The organism is Janthinobacterium tructae (assembly GCF_006517255.1).
GTDB classification, from domain to species: Bacteria; Pseudomonadota; Gammaproteobacteria; order Burkholderiales; family Burkholderiaceae_D; genus Janthinobacterium; species Janthinobacterium tructae.
Map to the genome: position 1 here is coordinate 5076741 of NZ_CP041185.1, position 18841 is coordinate 5095581.

19 protein-coding genes are annotated in these 18841 nt (G+C 63.6%); 8 read left to right on the top strand and 11 right to left on the bottom strand.

Annotation, left to right across the window (positions count from 1 at the left end):
- Positions 1 to 114: 114 nt before the first annotated feature.
- The 3 genes from FJQ89_RS22295 to FJQ89_RS22305 are packed head-to-tail and all read right to left on the bottom strand — an operon-like array spanning position 115 to position 2789.
- Positions 115 to 600, bottom strand: coding sequence for a glutathione peroxidase (locus FJQ89_RS22295; protein WP_141171743.1), 486 nt, complete (start codon positions 598 to 600; stop codon positions 115 to 117).
- A 1-nt stretch (position 601) separates the two neighbouring features.
- Positions 602 to 1741, bottom strand: coding sequence for a PilT/PilU family type 4a pilus ATPase (locus FJQ89_RS22300; RefSeq protein WP_205704519.1), 1140 nt, complete (start codon positions 1739 to 1741; stop codon positions 602 to 604).
- Between the two features lie 4 nt (positions 1742 to 1745).
- Positions 1746 to 2789: a type IV pilus twitching motility protein PilT gene (locus FJQ89_RS22305; RefSeq protein WP_141171744.1), complete on the bottom strand. Its 1044-nt coding sequence runs from the start codon at positions 2787 to 2789 to the stop codon at positions 1746 to 1748.
- Between the two features lie 70 nt (positions 2790 to 2859).
- On the opposite strand from FJQ89_RS22305, the gene FJQ89_RS22310 reads away from it, so the two are divergent.
- Both FJQ89_RS22310 and proC read left to right on the top strand, forming a co-directional pair.
- Entirely contained in the window at positions 2860 to 3564 is a 705-nt protein-coding gene (locus FJQ89_RS22310) for a YggS family pyridoxal phosphate-dependent enzyme (protein ID WP_141171745.1), read from the top strand.
- Positions 3565 to 3582: 18 nt separating this feature from the next.
- Entirely contained in the window at positions 3583 to 4413 is an 831-nt protein-coding gene (proC, locus tag FJQ89_RS22315; RefSeq protein WP_141171746.1) for a pyrroline-5-carboxylate reductase, read from the top strand.
- Between the two features lie 24 nt (positions 4414 to 4437).
- On the opposite strand, the gene FJQ89_RS22320 is transcribed toward proC, so the two are convergent.
- The 8 genes from FJQ89_RS22320 to FJQ89_RS22355 form a co-directional block, all read right to left on the bottom strand.
- Positions 4438 to 5154, bottom strand: a complete 717-nt coding sequence (locus FJQ89_RS22320; protein ID WP_141171747.1) for an anti-sigma factor — start codon at positions 5152 to 5154, stop codon at positions 4438 to 4440.
- Positions 5151 to 5708: a sigma-70 family RNA polymerase sigma factor gene (locus FJQ89_RS22325; RefSeq protein ID WP_141171748.1), complete on the bottom strand. Its 558-nt coding sequence runs from the start codon at positions 5706 to 5708 to the stop codon at positions 5151 to 5153. The genes FJQ89_RS22320 and FJQ89_RS22325 overlap by 4 nt, the downstream gene beginning before the upstream one ends.
- 106 nt (positions 5709 to 5814) lie before the next feature.
- The gene (locus tag FJQ89_RS22330; protein ID WP_141171749.1) at positions 5815 to 6372 is read right to left on the bottom strand and encodes a DUF3455 domain-containing protein; all 558 of its coding nucleotides are present in this window, start codon (positions 6370 to 6372) and stop codon (positions 5815 to 5817) included.
- Between the two features lie 89 nt (positions 6373 to 6461).
- On the bottom strand, positions 6462 to 6809 hold the full coding sequence (locus FJQ89_RS22335) for a hypothetical protein (RefSeq protein ID WP_141171750.1): 348 nt from the start codon (positions 6807 to 6809) through the stop codon (positions 6462 to 6464).
- Positions 6806 to 7192, bottom strand: a complete 387-nt coding sequence (locus FJQ89_RS22340) for a phage holin family protein (protein ID WP_141171751.1) — start codon at positions 7190 to 7192, stop codon at positions 6806 to 6808. The genes FJQ89_RS22335 and FJQ89_RS22340 overlap by 4 nt, the downstream gene beginning before the upstream one ends.
- A gap of 47 nt (positions 7193 to 7239) precedes the next feature.
- Positions 7240 to 7596 (bottom strand): ElaB/YgaM/YqjD family protein, encoded by a 357-nt coding sequence (locus tag FJQ89_RS22345; RefSeq protein ID WP_046683402.1) that lies wholly within the window; start codon positions 7594 to 7596, stop codon positions 7240 to 7242.
- 108 nt (positions 7597 to 7704) lie between these two features.
- Entirely contained in the window at positions 7705 to 8559 is an 855-nt protein-coding gene (ubiA, locus tag FJQ89_RS22350) for a 4-hydroxybenzoate octaprenyltransferase (protein ID WP_141171752.1), read from the bottom strand.
- 77 nt (positions 8560 to 8636) lie between these two features.
- A complete protein-coding gene (locus tag FJQ89_RS22355) occupies positions 8637 to 9575 on the bottom strand; it encodes a hydrogen peroxide-inducible genes activator (protein WP_141171753.1) in 939 nt (312 codons plus the stop codon).
- 209 nt (positions 9576 to 9784) lie between these two features.
- On the opposite strand from FJQ89_RS22355, the gene rfaE2 reads away from it, so the two are divergent.
- The 6 genes from rfaE2 to FJQ89_RS22385 all read left to right on the top strand — a co-directional run bounded on the left by rfaE2 (position 9785) and on the right by FJQ89_RS22385 (position 18828).
- Positions 9785 to 10267 carry a D-glycero-beta-D-manno-heptose 1-phosphate adenylyltransferase gene (gene rfaE2, locus FJQ89_RS22360; RefSeq protein ID WP_099760649.1) on the top strand — a complete coding sequence of 161 codons (483 nt, stop codon included), beginning with the start codon at positions 9785 to 9787 and terminating at the stop codon, positions 10265 to 10267.
- A 159-nt stretch (positions 10268 to 10426) separates the two neighbouring features.
- Positions 10427 to 11881 carry a hypothetical protein gene (locus FJQ89_RS22365; protein WP_141171754.1) on the top strand — a complete coding sequence of 485 codons (1455 nt, stop codon included), beginning with the start codon at positions 10427 to 10429 and terminating at the stop codon, positions 11879 to 11881.
- Positions 11878 to 13347: a hypothetical protein gene (locus FJQ89_RS22370; protein WP_141171755.1), complete on the top strand. Its 1470-nt coding sequence runs from the start codon at positions 11878 to 11880 to the stop codon at positions 13345 to 13347. The genes FJQ89_RS22365 and FJQ89_RS22370 overlap by 4 nt, the downstream gene beginning before the upstream one ends.
- 44 nt (positions 13348 to 13391) lie before the next feature.
- Positions 13392 to 13844 carry a hypothetical protein gene (locus FJQ89_RS22375; protein ID WP_141171756.1) on the top strand — a complete coding sequence of 151 codons (453 nt, stop codon included), beginning with the start codon at positions 13392 to 13394 and terminating at the stop codon, positions 13842 to 13844.
- A gap of 37 nt (positions 13845 to 13881) precedes the next feature.
- Complete coding sequence (locus tag FJQ89_RS22380; RefSeq protein WP_141171757.1) at positions 13882 to 17580, top strand: tubulin-like doman-containing protein; 3699 nt, start codon at positions 13882 to 13884, stop codon at positions 17578 to 17580.
- Between the two features lie 33 nt (positions 17581 to 17613).
- Positions 17614 to 18828: a hypothetical protein gene (locus FJQ89_RS22385; protein ID WP_141171758.1), complete on the top strand. Its 1215-nt coding sequence runs from the start codon at positions 17614 to 17616 to the stop codon at positions 18826 to 18828.
- Positions 18829 to 18841: the final 13 nt, after the last annotated feature.

An 18841-nucleotide genomic window follows, 5' to 3' on the forward strand; every position in this document is an offset into this window, starting at 1 on the left:
TGTCAACATTATCACCGAAATTTGCTATTGGAAACACAATATTAATATCAAGCATGAAATAAATACGGATAGCTTGATTTCATCGTTTGTTGTTTTAAATCAAACCATCGAGTGCTATTCCTGTAGCAATTGCCGAATGTCGGCCGCCAGGCTGGCCGGTTTGCTGGCCGTCGCGTAGCGGCGAAATACGCTGCCATCCTTGCGCACCAAAAACTTGGTGAAATTCCATTTGATCGCTTGCGTGCCCAATATGCCGGGCGCCGCCTGTTTTAATTGCGCAAACAGGGGATGGGTCTGCGGACCATTTACGTCGATCTTGGCAAACAGGGGAAAGGTGACGCCGAAGTTTTTCTCGCAAAAAGTGCCGATGTCCGCATTCGAGCCCGGTTCCTGCTGGCGGAATTGGTTGCAGGGAAAGCCCAGCACGACCAGACCCTGGTCGTGAAATTCGCGGTACAGCGCTTCCAGGCCCTCGTATTGCGGCGTGAAGCCGCAGGCGCTGGCCGTATTGACGATCAGCAGCACCTTGCCCTTGTATCTCGCCAGGTCGACCGGCGTGCCGTCCAGCGCCTCGGCCTGGAAAGCGTGGATGCTGGCCATGTCAGAGCAGTCCCAGTTTGGCGGTGCCCGTTTGCGGGGGCGGTTCCGGCGCCGTTGCGCCCTTGAGCTTGATCGTCAGGCGCAGGTCGTTGACGGAGTCCGCATTGCGCAGCGCGTCTTCGTAGCTGATGGCGCCTGCTTCGTGCAGGTCGAACAGGGCTTGGTCGAACGTCTGCATGCCATGCTCGCGCGATTTTTTCATCAGCTCCTTGATCTCGTGCACCTGGCCCTTGAAGATCAGATCGCTCATCAGCGGCGAATTGAGCAGGATTTCCAGCGCCGCCTTGCGTCCGCCGCCGTCCTTGTTGGGGATCAGCCGCTGCGAAATCATGCCCTTCAAATTGAGTGACAGATCCATCAGCAGCTGCTGGCGCCGCTCTTCGGGGAAGAAATTGATGATGCGGTCCAGCGCCTGGTTGGCGTTGTTCGCGTGCAGGGTCGCTAGGCACAGATGGCCCGTCTCGGCGAATGCGATGGCGTGGTCCATGGTGTCGCGGTCGCGGATTTCGCCGATCTGGATCACGTCGGGCGCCTGGCGCAGGGTGTTTTTCAGGGCCGTGGCCCAGTCGTCCGTATCGACGCCCACCTCGCGCTGGGTGACGATGCAGTTGCCGTGCGGATGGATGAATTCCACGGGATCTTCGATGGTGATGATGTGGCCGTGGCTGTGCGCGTTGCGGTGGCCCACCATGGCCGCCAGCGTGGTCGACTTGCCGCAGCCCGTGGCGCCCACCATGATGACGAGGCCCCGCTTGCTCATCACGATGTCTTGCAGAATGGCCGGTAAGCCCAGTCCGTCCAGCGTGGGGATGGCGGTATTGATCAATCGCAAGACCATGCCTGCCTGACCCATCTGCACGAAGGCGGACACGCGGAAACGCCCGAGGCCGTCCGGGCTGATGGCGAAATTGGCTTCGCGGCTGGACGCGAATTCGGCCGCCTGGCGTTCGTTCATGACGGCGCGCACGTAGCCGGCCGCCTGCTGCGCATCGAGCGCGGCGCCCGCCAGCGGCGTCAGCTTGCCGTCGAGCTTGATGGCGGGCGGAAAGCCGGCCGTGATGAACAGGTCGGAGCCGCCCCGTGCGCGCATCTGCGCCAGCAGCGCGTGCATGGCGCCATAGTATTCGTGCGTCGTCTGCATGGGCTTATCCGGGGAAGTTTTCAGGCGATTTGGCGGCCGAGCGGGCCGCTTCGGCCGAGATCGTGCCGCGCCGCACCAGGTCGGAGAGGCACTGGTCCAGGGTCTGCATGCCCACGTTGCTGCCCGTCTGGATGGCCGAATACATCTGCGCCACTTTCGCTTCGCGGATCAGGTTGCGCACGGCGGGCGTGGCCAGCATGATTTCATGCGCGGCCACGCGGCCCGCGCCGTCCTTGGTTTTCAGCAAATTCTGCGAAATGACGGCTTGCAAGGATTCGGACAGCATGGCGCGCACCATTTCCTTTTCCTCTGCAGGAAAGACGTCGATGATGCGGTCGATCGACTTGGCCGCCGACGAGGTATGCAGGGTGCCGAACACCAGGTGGCCCGTTTCGGCTGCCGTCAGCGCCAGGCGGATGGTTTCCAGGTCGCGCAATTCGCCCACTAAAATCACGTCCGGGTCTTCGCGCAGGGCCGAGCGCAGCGCGTTGCTGAACGAATGCGTGTGCGAGCCCACCTCGCGCTGGTTGATCAGGCATTTTTTTGGCTCATGCACGAATTCGATCGGATCTTCGATGGTCAGAATATGGTGGTTCAGGCGTTCGTTGACGTGGTTCACCATGGCCGCCAGGGTGGTCGACTTGCCGGAGCCCGTCGGACCCGTGACGAGCACCAGGCCGCGCGGACGCATGGCCAGCTCGCCGAAGATGCGCGGGGCGTTGAGTTCTTCCAGTGTCAGCACTTTTGAGGGAATCGTGCGCAGCACGGCCGAAGCGCCCCGTTCCTGGTTGTAGGCGTTGACGCGGAAGCGCGCCAGGCCGGGAATCTCGAACGAGAAATCGCATTCCAGCGCTTCTTCATAGGCCTTGCGCTGGCTGTCGTTCATGATGTCGTAGATCATACTGTGCACTTCCTTGTGCTCGAGCGGCGCCACGTTCAGGCGGCGCACGTCGCCATGGACGCGTATCATCGGCGGCAGGCCGGAAGACAGGTGCAGGTCGGAAGCCTTGTTGCTGACGGAGAAAGCGAGTAATTCGGAGATGTCCATTTATAATCCCTGTGCCTGCATTGATGGGCTGGCGCACTGTGCCGCCGCCCCTATACACTAGAAAATGATTATGTCCACAATCGAACAGAACTTGCAAGCCGTGCGCGACAGTATTGCGCAGGCCGCCGCTGACGCGCAGCGTGCGCCGGCCGACGTGACCCTGCTGGCCGTGTCAAAAACCTTTGGCGCGGACGCCGTGCTGGCCGCCATGCGTGCGGGCCAGGCGGCGTTTGGCGAAAATTATCTGCAGGAAGCGCTCGACAAGATCGCCTTTGTGAAGGAGGCCGCACCGCAGCACGTCCCGGCATGGCACTTCATCGGCCCCATCCAGAGCAACAAGACGCGCCCCATCGCCGAACACTTCGATTGGGTGCACACGGTGGAGCGGGAAAAGATCGCCGTGCGCCTGTCCGAGCAGCGCCCGGCCGGCTTGCCGGACCTGAATATCTGCCTGCAAGTCAATATCAGCGGCGAAGCGAGCAAGAGCGGCGTGACGCCGGCTGACTTGCCGGCGCTGGCGCGCGCCGTGGCGCAATTGCCCCGCTTGCGCTTGCGCGGCCTGATGGCGATTCCCGAGCCGGAAACGGATGTCAACCTTCAGCGCGCTGCCTTTGCGCAATTGCGCGTGCTGTACCAACAATTGAAGGCCGACGGGTTGGCGCTCGACACCCTGTCGATGGGCATGTCGGCCGACTTGCGTGCCGCCGTGCTGGAAGGCGCCACCATCGTGCGCGTGGGCAGTGCCATCTTCGGTTCCCGTAATTACTCTCACTGATTGAATGAAAGAATCACCATGACGACAGAATTGAACATCGCCTTCGTGGGCGGCGGCAATATGGCCGCGGCCCTGATCGCAGGCCTGGCAGGCAAACTGACCCTGGGCGGCAACATCCACGTGATCGACCCGCATGCGCCCGCGCTGGAAAAATTGCAGGCGCAATTCGGCGTCACCACGGCCATTGCCGCCGGTGACGCGCTGCGCACCGTGGACGTGATCGTGCTGGCCGTGAAACCGCAAAGCATGCGCGAAGTGGCGGCGCAATTGCTGCCTTTCCTCGACGGGGAACGGGCGCCATTGATCCTGTCGATCGCGGCCGGCATCCGCGCCGCAGACCTGTCGCGCTGGCTCGGTGATTACCGCGCCATCGTGCGCTGCATGCCGAACACGCCGGCCCTGATCGGCATGGGCATCACGGGCATGGTGGCCAGCAGCGGCGTCAGCGAGGAACAGAAAAAGACGGCGGACGCCATCCTGCGCGCCGTCGGTCAGACCGTCTGGCTCGACGACGAGGCGAAGATCGACCCCGTCACGGCCGTGTCGGGCAGCGGCCCCGCCTACGTGTTCTACTTTATCGAAGCGATGCAGCAGGCGGCTGCCGAACTGGGCTTGACGCCCGAGCAGGGCACGCAGCTGGCGATTGCCACCTTTACGGGGGCGGCGCAGCTGGCGGCGAATTCCAGCGAACCCGTGTCGCTGCTGCGCGAGCGCGTGACGTCGAAGGGCGGCACGACGTATGCGGCCCTCACCAGCATGGAAGAGAGCGGTGTGAAGGCGGCCATCGTCAAGGGCATCAAGGCGGCTGCGCAGCGCGGGCGCGAGATGGGTGAGGAGTTAGGTAAATGAGTAGGTAAATAAGTGGGCAAGTAATCAGATCACCTTGACGGCGCGGCCGATGTATAAAATCGGCCCCGTCGGCCGGCCCGTGGGCGAACCCGTAGCCGGTTCCAGCGTGATTTCAAACAGCTGCTCCGGCTGCAGCGGCGGCAGCTTGTCCAGGGTCAGCTTGAGGCTTTGCCCCGGCTTGACCAGGCCCAGCGAGACAGGCGCGCCCCAATCCTTGCCCTTGGTCCAGAATTGCAGGGCTTTTTGCTGCGGCACATTTGTTGGTCCCAGCGGGATCAGGCGCAGGTCGCGGTTCTTGCCGCCACGTCCGCCCGCCTGCACGATCCAGCCCGGTGATTTATCCTGTGGCGCCACCAGGACGACCAGGTAGCCGGGTCCGGCTGGCGCCTGCAGTTGGATGGTGACCAGCACGGCCAGCGCGGCCGTGGCCGCCAGGCCGCCGCCGGCCAGCAGCCTCCAGAACGCCAGGCTGTTCCACCATGCCTGCCAGCCGCCCGCTTGCCGCACGGTGTTCGGCGTGAACAGGCTGGCGCTGATGCGCGGCCACAGTTGCGCCGAGGGCGTTTCGGGAGGCGCCAGGCTTGTCAAGGGCAGCAGACGCTGTTCCCAGGCATCGACGGCATCGCGCAAGGCGGCGTCGCGCGGCAAGCGCTGTTCCACTTCCGCGCGCTCGGCCAGCGCCAATGTGCCCAGCACATACTCGCCGGCCAGCCGTTGCAATTGCTCGTCGCTATCGATCATCCCATGCACTCCCGCAAGGCGGCCAGGCCCCGCTTGACCCAGGCCTTGACGGTTCCCAGCGGCGCTTGCAGGCGCTGCGCGATTTCGCTGTGGGTACAGCCATCGACGTAGGCGTACAGAATGCTGTTGCGCTTGGGTTCGTCCAGGTGGCCGAGGCAATCGTGCAGTTTGCCCATGTTCGCCTGAAGCGCGTAGGCATCACCGGCGTCATCGCCTTGGCGTTGGTGCAGCAGGGTTTCCACGGTATCCTCGTCGGCCGATACTTCATGGGCGCGGGCGCGCGCCACGTTCAGTGCCTGGTGCCGCACCACCACATAGATCCAGCCCTTGCCGCTGCCGCGCGTGGCGTCGAAGCTGTCGGCACGGCGCCAGATATTCAGGAAGGCGTCGTGCAGCACGTCTTCGGCCAGGGCCCGCTGGCGTACGATGCGCAGGGCCACACCCAGCAGGTAGCGGCTTTCCTGCTGGTACAGGCCGTGCAATGCCTGCTGCTCGCCCCTGGCGCAGGCGCGCAGGGCGGCATCGTAATCGTAAGGGGCGGCTGGGGCTGGCAAGGTTGGCGCAATCGTTTGGACGCAATTATCAGGAGTAAACGGTTAGCAAGTTTTCAATGCCGAGTATAGGCCAGAAACCGGCTTGCCAACCGTCACGTCCATGGTTTTATAGTGATTTCCAGAAGATGTAGTCGGCCTGGTAGGGCACCCATTGTTTGGCGCCGACGGACTCCATGCCGCAGGGGCTGCTTGGCGCCACGCCGCCGCTGGTGGCCACGCGCTGGATGTAGCTGACGCCCTGCATGGCGCCGCTGCCCGTGGCCGGGTTGGCTTTGACCAGCTGATACGGGATATTGCCCGCGCCGGCCGGCGCCACGGCCACTTGCGTCGCCGTCACTTTCGAGCCGTCCAGGTTGGCCCAGGTGGCAGGCGGACCGACATACGTGCCCACTTGCATGCCGCTGCGGTCGTTCAGGGCTGCATCCGGGCCCACGAAGACCCATTCATGCCCCGTCATGTCTTTCTTGGCCTTGCATTCATAGGCGATCTTGCCCACGCCCACCGTCTGCATGGCGACCTGGTGGCCATCGGGCACCTTGACGGCGTTCGGCAATTGTTCCTGCGAATAGCGCGCACTCATCGGTGCGCAGGCGGCCACGAGCAGGGCGGCGCCCAGGACGGTGAGTGCAGGGGCGGTAAGGCGTGGGGCGGTGATGGCAAGCATGGCAAACTCCTGGTAGTTGGCTCAACCGGTTGGTTGATACGATTACTACGCATGGGTCTGCCATTTGGATGCAGCCAGGTAAAAATATTTTAAGGCGGCGTGTCTTTCTTGCTGAAACGCCGCGCCAGCGCCAGCACGACGGGCAGGGCGGTGGTGGCGTGCTTGAGCAGCGCGCTGCTGGCCCGCAGCAGCGGCAGGAAACGGCGCGGGCGTACCAGCAGCAGGCCCAGCGCGGCGCCCCCCAGCATCAGGGGGATTTTAAAACGCGTGGCCAGGGTGTGGCGCAGATTGCCGCCCGTCAATGGTTCCAGCAGCTGGCGCGTCTGCACGCCCAGGGCCAGGCGCTGCAGCGCGCATTCGGCCAGCAGCGCGTCGCGCCGCTGCGCCAGGCTGGCGGCCGTGTGCACATGCGATAACTTGGTGGGATGCGTGGTCATGGCCGCTCCGATTCCCGGCGCGCCAGCAATTGCAGTTCGTCCAGGTCTTTGTTCAGTTCGGAAAGTGTGAAGGACAGCAGTTTCGGCTTGCTGCGGAAACTGGCGCGCACACCGAGCAGGGTGGCGAGGGCGGCAGCGATGAAGACGGCGGCCGTGATGGCGATGGCGGCGATGCGGTGCGTGTCCCAGAACAGCACGATGACGAGGAACACGATCAATACCAGGCCGACGAACAGGCACAGCAGTGCCAGCATGGACAGCGCCAGATAGGACAGGAAGCGCAGCGACTCTTCTTCCATTTCCACGGCCGCCAGGGCCAGACGGGTCTGGACGATGGCGGCGAGGGTCGCTGCGACTTGGGCGACATTGTGCACGATAGCCATATGCTGCCTTTCGCGTCAGGGGAGACGGCTTGCGCCGTCGGTGCTACCTAGCGGCGTGACGAGGAAAGCAGCAGGCCGAACAGCACGCCAACGACGGCGCCCGCACCGACGGCTTTCCAGGGATTGTCCTGCACGTATTCATCGGTGGCCTTGGCCGCCTTCTTGGTGCGTTCGAGCAAGTCTTCTTCCAGCTTGATCAAGTCTTTCTTGGCCGTTTCCAGGGTGGCGATGAACTTGTCCTTGACGGCTTTGACATTCTCGCCCGTCTGATCCTTGGCGCCATCGAGCCAGCCTTCCGCTTCATTGATGACGGTTTTCAGGTCGCCGACCAGTTTGTCGCGCGCCTTGTCGGCGTCGGCGAGGATGCTGTCGCTGCTGGATTTTCCGGTATGTATCGAGCTCATGTATTACCTCATGGAAGTGAAACTGCACAGTGAAATACCAGTGTAGGCAGCAGCGGACAGGCTAGTCTTGCGCCGCCTCAAGAGTTGCTGCGACGCAAGGATCATTGATTAACGGAAAGCAAAGTCCAGCACCACGCCCGCAAATACCGCTGCTCCTAGCCAGTTATTATGCCGGAACGCGGCAAAACACGGCATGCGCTCGCGTGCGCGTATCAGGGTGTAGTGGTAAACGGCGCAAGCGGCCGCCACCAGCAAGCCCGCCACATACCAGTAACGCAAGCCCAGGTGCCAGCCGCAGACCAGCCACAACAGCAGGAAAGCGGCATAGCACAGCATGATGATGGCCACGTCGTAGCGGCCAAAGGTGATGGCCGAGGTCTTGATGCCGATCTTTAAGTCGTCGTCGCGGTCGACCATCGCGTATTCCGTATCGTAGGCCACGGCCCAGAAAACATTACCCAGCAGCAGCAGCCAGGCGACGACGGGCACGGAATCCGTGATGGCGGCAAAGCCCATGGGGATGCCGAAGCCGAAGGCGATGCCCAGGTACGCTTGCGGAATCGCAAAGAAACGCTTGAAGTAGGGATAGGTGCCGGCGATGATGACGGCGGCCACCGACAGTTGCTTGGTGAGCGCATTCAAGGGCAGGATCAGGCAGAAGGCCAGCACGGTCAGCACGCCGGCCACGGCCAGCGCTTCCTTGCCGCTGATGCGCCCGCTGGTGATGGGACGATCCACCGTGCGCTTGACGAATTTGTCGATATCCTGGTCGGCGTAGTCGTTGATGGCGCAGCCAGCCGAGCGCATCAGGAAAGTGCCAAGTGTGAAGATGAGCAGCAGCCGCCAGTCCGGCACGCCTTGCTGCGCCAGCCACAGCGCACACAGGGTAGGCCACAGCAGCAATACGGTACCGATAGGCTTGTCCAGCCGTATCAGGCGGAAATACAGCGCCAGCTTGTTCATGGAAGACTCGATCTTGTTGAAGAGAAAGGTCGATTATCGCAAATAGTATGCAAATGTACTATTTTGACGCCTGGCCGCTAGGTTGCGTCTTCGCACAAGGGGGTAATGCCGGGCAAGTCGCAGCTGGCGATGGCTGCGCACAGGGCATCGATGGCGGCCTTGCGCGTAAAACTCTTGCGCCACAGCATCACCACCCTGCGCGATGGCACGGGGGCGGCGAAGGGCCGGTATTCGAGCATGCCCTCGGTGGCGTGCATATTGGCGACGGAGGCGCGCGGCAGCACCGTCAAGCCGATGCCGCTGGCCACCATGTGGCGGATGGTTTCCAGCGAGGAACCTTCAAACGTGCGCTGCATGCCGTTGCCGGGCGAGGAAAAACGCGCCATTTCGGGGCACACTTCCAGCACCTGGTCGCGGAAGCAGTGGCCATTGCCCAACAGCAGCATGGTTTCCGATTTCAAGTCTTGCGCGGCGATTTTTTCACGCGCGGTCCACGGATGCTGGCGCGGCATGGCAACGACGAACGGTTCGTCATACAGTTCCTGCATGGCCATGCCGTGGTCGGGCAGGGGCAGGGCCATGATGGCCACGTCCAGTTCGCCCTGGCGCAGCAATTCGAGCAGGCGAACCGTGAAGTTTTCCTGCAAAATCAAAGGCATTTGCGGCACCTGGTCTATCATGGCCTTGACCAGGGGGGGCAGCAGGTAAGGGCCGATCGTGTAGATTACGCCCAGACGCAGGGGGCCGGCCAGCGGGTCCTTGTTTTGTTTGGCGAGTTCCTTGATGGCGGCCGTCTGTTCCAGCACGCGTTCGGCTTGCGCGATGATCTGCGCGCCCAGGGGCGTGACGGAGATTTCCGCGCCGCCCCGTTCGAACAGGACCACGCCCAATTCGTCTTCGAGTTTCTTGATGGCCACTGACAGGGTGGGCTGGGCAACGAAGCAAGCTTCGGCGGCGTGGCCGAAGTGCTTCGCGCGCGCGACTGCAACGATATATTTCAGTTCAGTCAGTGTCATAGTTTGATTGAAACACAGGAAGTACTTACTTGCAATGAATGAAAGGTGACGCGCACCTGAAACTGTGGCGCCGATGGCGTATTGTAGCGGATCGCCCCCTATAATGCGGGGCCGGGCAGCGAAGGCAGAGGGCTGCCGGCGCTGGCGGCGGCAGGCAAGTCGATAGCCACGCCTGAGCGTGACCAACTTTAACCCAACGAGAGATATCCATGCCTGATTTTGAAAACAAACTGTGCGGCCGTGAGGAATTGCGCGCCCGCGCCGCAGCCTTGCCGAAACCGGTGGTGGTGACGAATGGCGTGTTCGACATTTTGCACCGCGGCCACGTGACGTACCTGGCGCAGGCGCGCGCGCTGGGCGCCTCGCTGGTGGTGGCCGTGAATACCGATGCATCGGTGAAACGTCTGGGCAAGGGCGACGACCGTCCCCTGAACAGCTGCGAAGACCGCATGGCCGTGCTGGCCGCGCTGGAAGCGGTGAGCCTGGTGGTGCCGTTCTCGGAAGACAGCGCCCTGGAAGTGGTGCAGGAAATCGAACCGGAAATCTATGCCAAGGGCGGCGACTACGACATGGCGGCCATCCCTGAAGGCAAGGCCGTGCTGGCGTATGGCGGCCAGGCCGTGGCCATCGATTTCGCGCACGACCGCTCGACCACCAAGCTGCTGACGAAAGTGCGGACGCAGCAGGGCTGAGGAACGCCGTCAATGTTTTCATACTGATAAAAAGACGTTACTATGAGAACTGCCAGGGTTGCGACCTCGTTGCGTCAGCCCCAGCACCCGTTACACCGTCTGATATGCATTGCTAGTCATAGAAAATACATGGATCTTAAAACTTCTGGGGATTGGGCAGTGCCCTCCGGCGTCTGGTACGTCGATGACGATGGCGCGTGGAGCATGCAGCGTAGCGCGGACGGCCAGAACGTCTCGCCCTTGCTGAGCCCTGCCGATATCGGCAAGCTGATGCACGCGCGGCGCCTGCCGGCTGCCGCCGGCGCGCCCGTGCGGCTGTTTCCGCCTGAATTCTCGTTCGATCCCGCCTCGGGCGCGGCCTTGCAGGTGCCGCCTGGTACGGCGCTTACACCGCCCTGGGTTCCGCCTTTCGGCGCGCAGCCCGTCAGCGACGTGCCACCGGCCGGCGCGGCCGGCTTGCGCCAGGCCAGCGTGCCCCTGAAGCTGGCGGACCAGCGCGTGCGCGAAGAGCATGCGCAGGCCGACGCCTCGTTGCCCATGCCGCCGCCCGGTGAATACGAATTCTTTTCCGCCCAGTTCGGCACCAGCGCGCCCGCGCTGCTGGCGCTGGACCCACGCAAGGCCGTCTTGCACGCCTGGCTGCCCGCCTCGAAACGCTGGCTGGCGCTGGACCCCGACCATGGCAGCCTGCTGGCCGAATCGGACCTGGCCCACGGCGCCTGGCGCGCCGAGCTGGTGCCGGAGTTCAACAGCGTGCTGGTCTTGCCGACCAGCCATGGCCTCGCCTGCATCCGTCCCGACGTGCCTTCGCTCACTTACGTGGTCGAGCATGTGGGCGGCGCGCCGTGTGTGGCCGCGCCTGTCTGGTTCCAGAATCGTTTGTGGGCGCCCTTGCGCGACGACGATGGCCGCATCCGCTTCGTCAATCTTGACGCGCAACAAAAGTCGGGCAGCGACGTGCTGCTCGACGGCATGATGGATCTGGGCGCCGTCGGCGCGCCCGTCGCTTACAACCGCATGGCCGTGTGGCCTTGCGCCAACGGCCAGTTGCGCTTGCAGCTGCAGCCCGATGGCAACGTGGCCGCGTCGTTTACGCCCTGGCCGGAAGGGCTGGTGCCGCACTTCGAATTCGGCAGCCCTTACCTGTCGCGCGACGGTGGCCTGTGGCAACTGTGCTTTGAAAGCCGCCGCGGCACCTATGTCTATGTGAAATTGGGCGGCCAGGTCGAGAAGGCCGACGCGCTGGCGCCGCGCCTGTGTTCGGGCAGCTTCAATTACCGCTTCGCCACCAAGCTGAAAACGGCGCCTTGGGAAGAGCCGGAACACGGCGACGATGGCGGCAAGAACCAGGCTGTCATGCCGCTGCTCGAATCGAGTGCTGGCAACAGCGTCTTTGGCGTGAAGTTTGCCACCAGCGCCGGCCTGTCGAGCGTGCTGCGCTCGAACGAGCGCCTGGCGGCCCAGCTGGTGCAGGACGATGAATTGCGCGAAACCGTGTTTCATACGTTTGCCGTCAGCGAGCCGTGGCGCGTGCGCCTGTTTGTGCATGAAGGCACCTTGTGGGCCTACCACCCGCTGCTGTCGCGCATCGATGGCTGGGCCTTGCAGGCATGAAGGCGCGCTTACTGACGGTGGCCTGCGCCGCGTTGTTCAGCGCTGCCGCCGCGCATGCGGCCGGCATCCAGCAAGCGTTTCTGGTGCAAAACTCGGGCTGGATGGAGCCGTTTTATACGGATGAACATTCGCAACTGAAAGCCCTGGTGGGCGCCGTGGCGCAGGCCGCCACGAGCCCGTCCGATAAAGTCTACACGCTGGCCTTCAGCCAGAGCAGCGGCAGCAATGTGTCGCCCGCACTGATCGGGCAGGGACAGGGCGGCGCCGGCGTGGTGGGCCAGCTGGCCAGTCTGGGCCTGGCGCGCAAGAGCGCCGGCGGCGCGCTGGCCGACACGGATTTCCAGGAAGCCGTGACCAAAACCATCACGGGGCCGTTCCAGTCCGCGTCGGGCATCGTGTGGATCTTTACGAATAACAAGAACAGCCCGAACAACGACAGCCAGACGGCCGAGCGCAACCGCGACTTCTATCGCTTGCTGCATCTGGAACCGTCGATCACCAAGACCTTGGTGTTTCCGCTGCGCATGCCCGTGCAGGGCAAGCTGTACAGCGCCAAGGGTTTGATGGTGTACGCGCTCGCGTATGGCCAGCCCGCGTCCGAGGCGTTGACCCGCATCCTGGCCGAAGGGCGGCTGTCGCAAGTGCTGACGCGTCCGCCCGCGCGCTTGAAACCGGTGGACCAGGATGCCGTGCGCATCGTGCCCCAGTCCGTCAAGAACAGTCCCAACGTGCACGCCAGCCTGGGCCGTGACGGGCGCACCATCGTGCTCGACGTCGATGCGGCGAACCTGGTGCCGCAAGTGGTGCTGCAGGCGTCCTTGCAAAACATGTTTTTCCCGTACGTGATCGACAGCGCCACGGTGCACGCCAGCCTGGCGGGCCAGAACGCGCCGCTGCACGTTGCGCCAGATCAAATCCGCCAGTTGCAGCCGGGCGCCAGCCAGGCCGTGCAGGTACAGTTTGCGTTGCCGATGGCGCAGATTCCCTCGCCGTGGTCGGCGCAGGCGATCGCTGCCATGGGCAAGCAAGTGATGCTGCCGATGCAGGCGCAGGTGGGCCTGTCGGAACAGCGGCTGGCGCTGGCGCCCAGTTTTGGCAAGGATTTGCAGGAACTGTTCCCCGGTGACCCGATCTCAAGCATGTTCACGCCACCCGACAGCGTGCGCGCCTCGCAGGCGACGATCCCGCTGCTGGTGCGCATCCAGTATCCGCTGCTGCCCGTGCTGGTGATATTGGGCGGCGTGCTGGCGCTCGTGCTGGGTCTGCTGGCGCTGGGTTTGTTGGGTACGCGCGCCACGCGCTACAAGGTGATGGCTGACGGCGTGCAGCGGCAAGTGTTATTAAAACCATTCAAAAGCGTACAGATCCGCGATGATAACGGCCGCGATATCGGCGAACTCAAGCGTGGCCTGGGCAAGCCGGCCGTCGTGCGCGTGGCCGAAGGCCATACCTTGAGCCTGGCCTGACAAGTATTTCTTTTTAAACTATTCAAACCCATCAGAGGCATACCATGGCGCAAGACACTTCAAAAGACAACGCAGGTTTTACCTTACCTGCCCCGGTATCGGCCCCGGCATCCGCGCCGCCCGCTGCCGATGCAGCGGGCGCATCAGCGTCCGCCACCACGGCCACCACCGAGCCTGCGCCTGCGCTCGATCCGGCCAGCACCACCGATACCTCGTCGCGCGACACCCTGGTCGGCGGTGTGGTGCTGTTGCTGCTGTTCATCGCCTTTTTCTTTGCCAAGAATGCCTATGCGAATGGCCTGGTGGCCAAGCGCGTGCCGCCGAACAAGGCCAATGCCTCGGGCTGGTGGCTGTTCATCTTCCTGGCCAGCCTGGCGACCGGCGTCGTGCTGGCCGCCGTGAACGCGCATAAATTCCTCGCGCCACTGTTCATGGGACCGCTGGTGCTGGTGGGCCTGGTTGCGTTACTGTTGACCTTTACATCGAGCCGCCGCTAAGCCGCACGCCGTCGTACGCATCATCGAAGGAATCACCATGGCAGATAACCTGAACCAAACCATCCCCGGCGGCGCCAGCGAGCGCAAGCAGGACAAGATCATCGAACTGCGCCCGACACTGTTCATCGGCATCGGCGGCACGGGCATGCAGGTGCTGATGCGCGTGCGCCGGCGCATCCTCAACACCCTGTGGGGCGGCGCGGGCAAGCGCACGCGCATCGAGGGCTTGGCCGATTTTCCCATCGCGCAATTCATCCATTTCGACCTGGACAATGGCGCCGTGATCGAGAGCGGCGAATCGCAGGCGAAGGACTTGCAGTTCGACCAGGTGAAGTTCACGGACGATGACAAGGTGGTCGAATCGTTCGACATGGACAAGTACAGCCGCGATGAAGATTCTCTGGAGAAATATCCGCACATCAAGGAATGGCTGCCGCTGACGCCGCAGCGCATCCGCGAACTGCGTTTCGACATGAGCAGCGGCGCCGGCCAGATCCGCGCCGTCTCACGCCTGTATTTCTTCGACAAGTACGCGAAGATCCGCGACAAGATCCGCTTGAAGTTGAAAGCACTGAAGGCGGGCCTGTCGCACGAGCGCCAGCTGGCCGAGCTGGGTTTGCGCATGGAAACGAACCGTTTCCGCATCGTCATCGTCGGCTCCGTCGCAGGTGGCACGGGTTCCGGTTCCTTCCTCGACATGGGCTTGCTGGCGCGCTGGCTGGCACGCAGCGAAGTGGGCGCGGCCGACGTCGAGCTGATGCTGTTCTTGCCGACCGGCTACACCAAGGCCAACAAGGACCGGGTCGAGGCCAACGGCTATGCGGCGCTGATGGAGCTGGAATCGGCGATGATGGGCAACAAGGGCTATGTGGGCCGCTGGGATGCGTATGACCGTCCCGAACTGACGCGCGAGCCGTACAGCGAGGTGTATCTGATCGATTCGGGCAATCTTGCCCAGCAGCACACCAAGGATGTCAGCGACGTCTACCACATGGTGGCCGACTCGCTGTTCGAGGATTTCGCCTCGGCCGACTTTGCGCGCGCCAAGCGCTCGATCGCCGTCAACCAGGCGCAGCACAAGAATTCGCTGTATAACGCGCCCGTGCCGCAAGACCGCTTCGGCGACATGCGCCTGTATTTCTCGAAGCGCTTTTCCTCGTTCGGCATGGCCGTGCTCGATACGCGCCAGGAAGCGGCGCGCGACGAACGGGCCCACCGCTGGGCCGGCGCCATGCTGCAAGCGTTCTTTGGCGTGGGCGGCACGGATGCGGGCGCCAACCGCGCCACCGATACGCAGCGCGATAATTTCCTGGCTGCCAATATGTTCCTGAAGGGCACGCCGTTCAGCGATTTCCCCGAGTTTTCCGACAAGAGCATCGAATTGAAGCGCTCCAGCGGCGATTTCATCGATTTCCGCATCGTCGATGAATTGCTGGAAGACCGCCATGGCCACTTGCTGGCCGGCGTGGAAAACCGGGTCAACACGCGCATCAACGATATCCGCACGGGTTTTGAACGCAGCGAATGGCCGGCGCAGGTGCGCGACGCCATGAAACACCTGGAACGCGACGCCGTGCGCGACCAGGATTCCACGGCCGATACGACGGAAGACCGCATCAGCAAGCGCCGCCGCGAAGTGCTGGACGACGTCAAGAAAGTCGTGCGCGACCAGTTGTATGGCTATCTGGATAATAAAGAGTTCGGCGGCCTGGAATACGTGCTGTCGCTGGTGGAACAGATCAAGGACCGCATCGAGGCGCCGGGCAGCGGCTTGACGGCGCAGATCGGCAACAATGCCGAGCGCTACCGCGAGATCAAGGAAGCCGTGCGTTCACGCGAATACGAGCGCCTGCTGAACAATCTGGAACAGACGCGCAGCACCTTCGGTTTCCTCAGCAATGGCGAAAAGCAGGCGGGCGTGGTGATGGACCATTTGCGCACGGAAATGGCGAATGCGCTGAAATTCCATCTGCGCGCCAAGGCGGCGGACGAGTCCGCCATCCTGCTGGGCGAATTGTCGCGCTGGCTGGGCAACCGGGTCGGCGTCGATGCGCAAGGCCGCGCGCAGTGGAATGGCCTGGTGGGCGAGCTGCAAACGGGCCGCGAAGGCGTGCTGGCCATGCTGGCGGAACTCAAAACGGCCAATACCATCTTGCAAAAGGACCTGGACAAGGAACACGCGACCCTGATCGTCATTCCCGTCACGGAAAAAGACATCGCGCTGCCATCGGCGGCCACCTTGCGCCAGTGGGCCGATGAAGCGTTCAAGGACATGGGCGGCTCGAAAGCGCTGTTCCCCATGCTGGCCGAACCGGCGCAGCGCGGCTTGATCCTGGCCAAGGTCACGCGCATGGCCGAGAACATGATCGCCACGGCGGGCCTGGTGGAAGGGGCGACGAGCTCGCCCGACCCCCTGTTCGAGGCGCTGGAACAGATGGATGTATCCGAACGCCTGGACCGTTTCCGCAAGCTGCTGGCTTGCTCCATGCCGTGGATCGACGCCAATATGGCGGGCGACTTCACGGTCGTGTCGGACCAGTTCAAGTGCGTGATCGGCGTGGCCAACGCGGCCGCCTTCAAGGCGAAGTTCGGCGCCGAGCTTGAATCGTGCGTGCCGACCCAGGTGGGCATCACGGTGAGCCAGCTGGAAATCGTCGAAACGGGCATCCGCGGGCGCGCCGTCTGCTATTGCGAATTGGCCGGCGTGCCGATGACGGTGCTGCGCGGCCTGGAAGGCTGGCGCACCAGTTACCGCAAGGAAGGCGACAACGACAAGGCGCCGACCCACACGCACATCGATCCGACGCAATTCACGCATCCGATCGCGCCGAACACGGACGAGATGAAACGCCTGGCGGAAGATTTCGGCGAATTCCTGCAAGCCATCATGCTGGGCATACTGACGCGCCACACGGGCCGGGTCGTGCCGCCGGGCCAGTACCAGTTTGCCGTCGAACCGGGCGATTTGCGCCGCATCGGCAATGAACGGGCCATCCGCCAGAATGGCATGCCCGCCTCGTACGAGAAAAATATCGCCCTGCGCATCGAGGAAAAACTCGCTGCGCTTGATGCCGTGCAGACGGCGGCCCTGGCAGCGCTGGCAAAATACTATGAACGGGGCGTGTATGCACCGAAGCTGGTGGCGCAGGCCGATGGCTCGCAGCTGCCGTATATAGGCTTTGGCAGCGCCATTTCCGCCGAGGTGGGTGCGCGCTTGCGCGATTCTGCACGCCGCAAAGGCATGGCCAGCGATGAGCTCGACCGTACGGTGCAAACCTTGCTGGGACGCCTGAAGGAATGGGCGAATGTCATCGGCGACTCCGACAGCGATGCCTATGACTGGGAAGTGCGCGAGCCGGAAGCGGATGGCCAGCCCCGTCTGAAATATGCGATCAAGGGGGAAATGCTGGAAGCGGGGCGCCTGGAGCAATTGTTGCGCCCGGCCAGTGCGGCGGCCGCTCCCGTGGCGCCGGTGTTCGGCATGGCGCCGCCACCGCTGGGCGGCATGCCGCCGCCTTTGGTTGAATATCAGTATTTCCTGGGCATAAACGGCCAGCAGCAGGGACCGTTCACCGGCCAGCAGATCGTGCAGTACGTGCAGGCGGGGCAAGTCGCACCAAGCACCACCAAGGTGTGGCGCGCCGGCTTGCCGGCCTGGGCCGACCTGGCCCAGTTCGCCGAACTGGCGCCTTTGTTCCTCAGCGCGCCGCCACCGTTGATGCCGCCGCCCCTGTGAACGCTGGAATGACGTTGGAATGAAGGATTAGTTTTGGATATCTGCATCAAATGTAAGGGCGGCCTGTTCAGTGCTGTCAGCCATTGCCCGTACTGCGGTCACGCCGTGGCTGGCGCGGCCAAGCCAGCGGCGGCCGTGCGGCCACCGCTGCCACCTGTGCCCGCGCCTATGCCAGTAGCGCCGCCCGTGGCGCCCAAGCCGCCGCCCGTGCCGGTGACACCGGCGCCTGCGCCGAAAGCACCGCCGAAACCGGCGCAGCCGCAGCCGCAAGCCGCGCCGAAGCCTGTACCTGCCCCGGCGCCAGCCCCGGCCGCACCGGTGCCGCCGTCACCGCCGCGCAAGTGGCTGCGCTGGCTGGGCGGCATCGCCGTGCTGGCGATCGTCATCGTCTACATGAATGGCAAGCCGGGCGGCAAGAACGATGCGGCGTGCAATGACGCCATCGACAGCGGCTTGAAATTGGTGGCAAATGGCAGCCTGGATGGCGCCCGCCAGAAGCTGGCGACGGCGAAAAATGTCTGCACGGGCAAGTCCAGCGCCAAGGCGGACGATTTGCAGGCGGCGATCGGCAAGGCGGGCGCCGCATCGGGCAGTTGCCAGCGCGGCGTGCGCGCCATCGAGCGCGCTATTGATGGACATCAATTGCAGAGCGCGGCCAGCGGCATCGCCGCGCTCGACGTCGATTGCGCGGGCGCTGCCAGCGTGGATTCTTTGCGCAAGCAGCTGGCGCGCCAGCAGGCGGCAGCCGCGTCGGTGCTGGTGGGAGTACGCCAGGCGCTCGATGGCAAGGATGCGGCAGCGGCAAGGAATGGCATCGCCCGGCTGGAAGCGATCGACCGCGAAGCGCTGGAATTGCCGCAGTTGAAGGCCGATGTGCAAGCGCTGTCGGCGGTCGCGGCGCCTGCGCCCGCGCCCGTTTCAGCACCGGCACCGCTGGAAACGACAGCGGCCCGCAGCGTGCCAACGGAACCGGCGCCCGTGCGCGCGGTCGAACGTTCAGCGGTGGCCGAACGCCGTCCGCTGGAAACGTCGCCCGTCGATAGCGGCGCGGCCATGCGCAACGAGATGGCGCAAGCGTTCCTGCGCGACGCCGAGCGTTCTTTGTTGGAAGGCAAGTTCGATGCGGCCAAGACGTATCTGGAAAGTGCGCGCCGCGTCGATCCCGGCAATGCGCGCATCGACAACCTGTCGCGCCGCATCCGCGAACGCGAACGGCAAGTGCTGCAGACGGAAACAACGATCAATTAGTTATCAGGGGGCA

Coding starts and splice junctions, on each gene's coding strand:
- FJQ89_RS22295 (WP_141171743.1), bottom strand. CDS start 600: ATGGCCAGCATCCACGCTTTCCAGGCCGAGGCGCTGGACGGCACGCCG.
- FJQ89_RS22300 (WP_205704519.1), bottom strand. CDS start 1,741: ATGCAGACGACGCACGAATACTATGGCGCCATGCACGCGCTGCTGGCG.
- FJQ89_RS22305 (WP_141171744.1), bottom strand. CDS start 2,789: ATGGACATCTCCGAATTACTCGCTTTCTCCGTCAGCAACAAGGCTTCC.
- FJQ89_RS22310 (WP_141171745.1), top strand. CDS start 2,860: ATGTCCACAATCGAACAGAACTTGCAAGCCGTGCGCGACAGTATTGCG.
- proC (WP_141171746.1), top strand. CDS start 3,583: ATGACGACAGAATTGAACATCGCCTTCGTGGGCGGCGGCAATATGGCC.
- FJQ89_RS22320 (WP_141171747.1), bottom strand. CDS start 5,154: ATGATCGATAGCGACGAGCAATTGCAACGGCTGGCCGGCGAGTATGTG.
- FJQ89_RS22330 (WP_141171749.1), bottom strand. CDS start 6,372: ATGCTTGCCATCACCGCCCCACGCCTTACCGCCCCTGCACTCACCGTC.
- FJQ89_RS22335 (WP_141171750.1), bottom strand. CDS start 6,809: ATGACCACGCATCCCACCAAGTTATCGCATGTGCACACGGCCGCCAGC.
- FJQ89_RS22340 (WP_141171751.1), bottom strand. CDS start 7,192: ATGGCTATCGTGCACAATGTCGCCCAAGTCGCAGCGACCCTCGCCGCC.
- FJQ89_RS22345 (WP_046683402.1), bottom strand. CDS start 7,596: ATGAGCTCGATACATACCGGAAAATCCAGCAGCGACAGCATCCTCGCC.
- ubiA (WP_141171752.1), bottom strand. CDS start 8,559: ATGAACAAGCTGGCGCTGTATTTCCGCCTGATACGGCTGGACAAGCCT.
- FJQ89_RS22355 (WP_141171753.1), bottom strand. CDS start 9,575: ATGACACTGACTGAACTGAAATATATCGTTGCAGTCGCGCGCGCGAAG.
- rfaE2 (WP_099760649.1), top strand. CDS start 9,785: ATGCCTGATTTTGAAAACAAACTGTGCGGCCGTGAGGAATTGCGCGCC.
- FJQ89_RS22370 (WP_141171755.1), top strand. CDS start 11,878: ATGAAGGCGCGCTTACTGACGGTGGCCTGCGCCGCGTTGTTCAGCGCT.
- FJQ89_RS22375 (WP_141171756.1), top strand. CDS start 13,392: ATGGCGCAAGACACTTCAAAAGACAACGCAGGTTTTACCTTACCTGCC.
- FJQ89_RS22380 (WP_141171757.1), top strand. CDS start 13,882: ATGGCAGATAACCTGAACCAAACCATCCCCGGCGGCGCCAGCGAGCGC.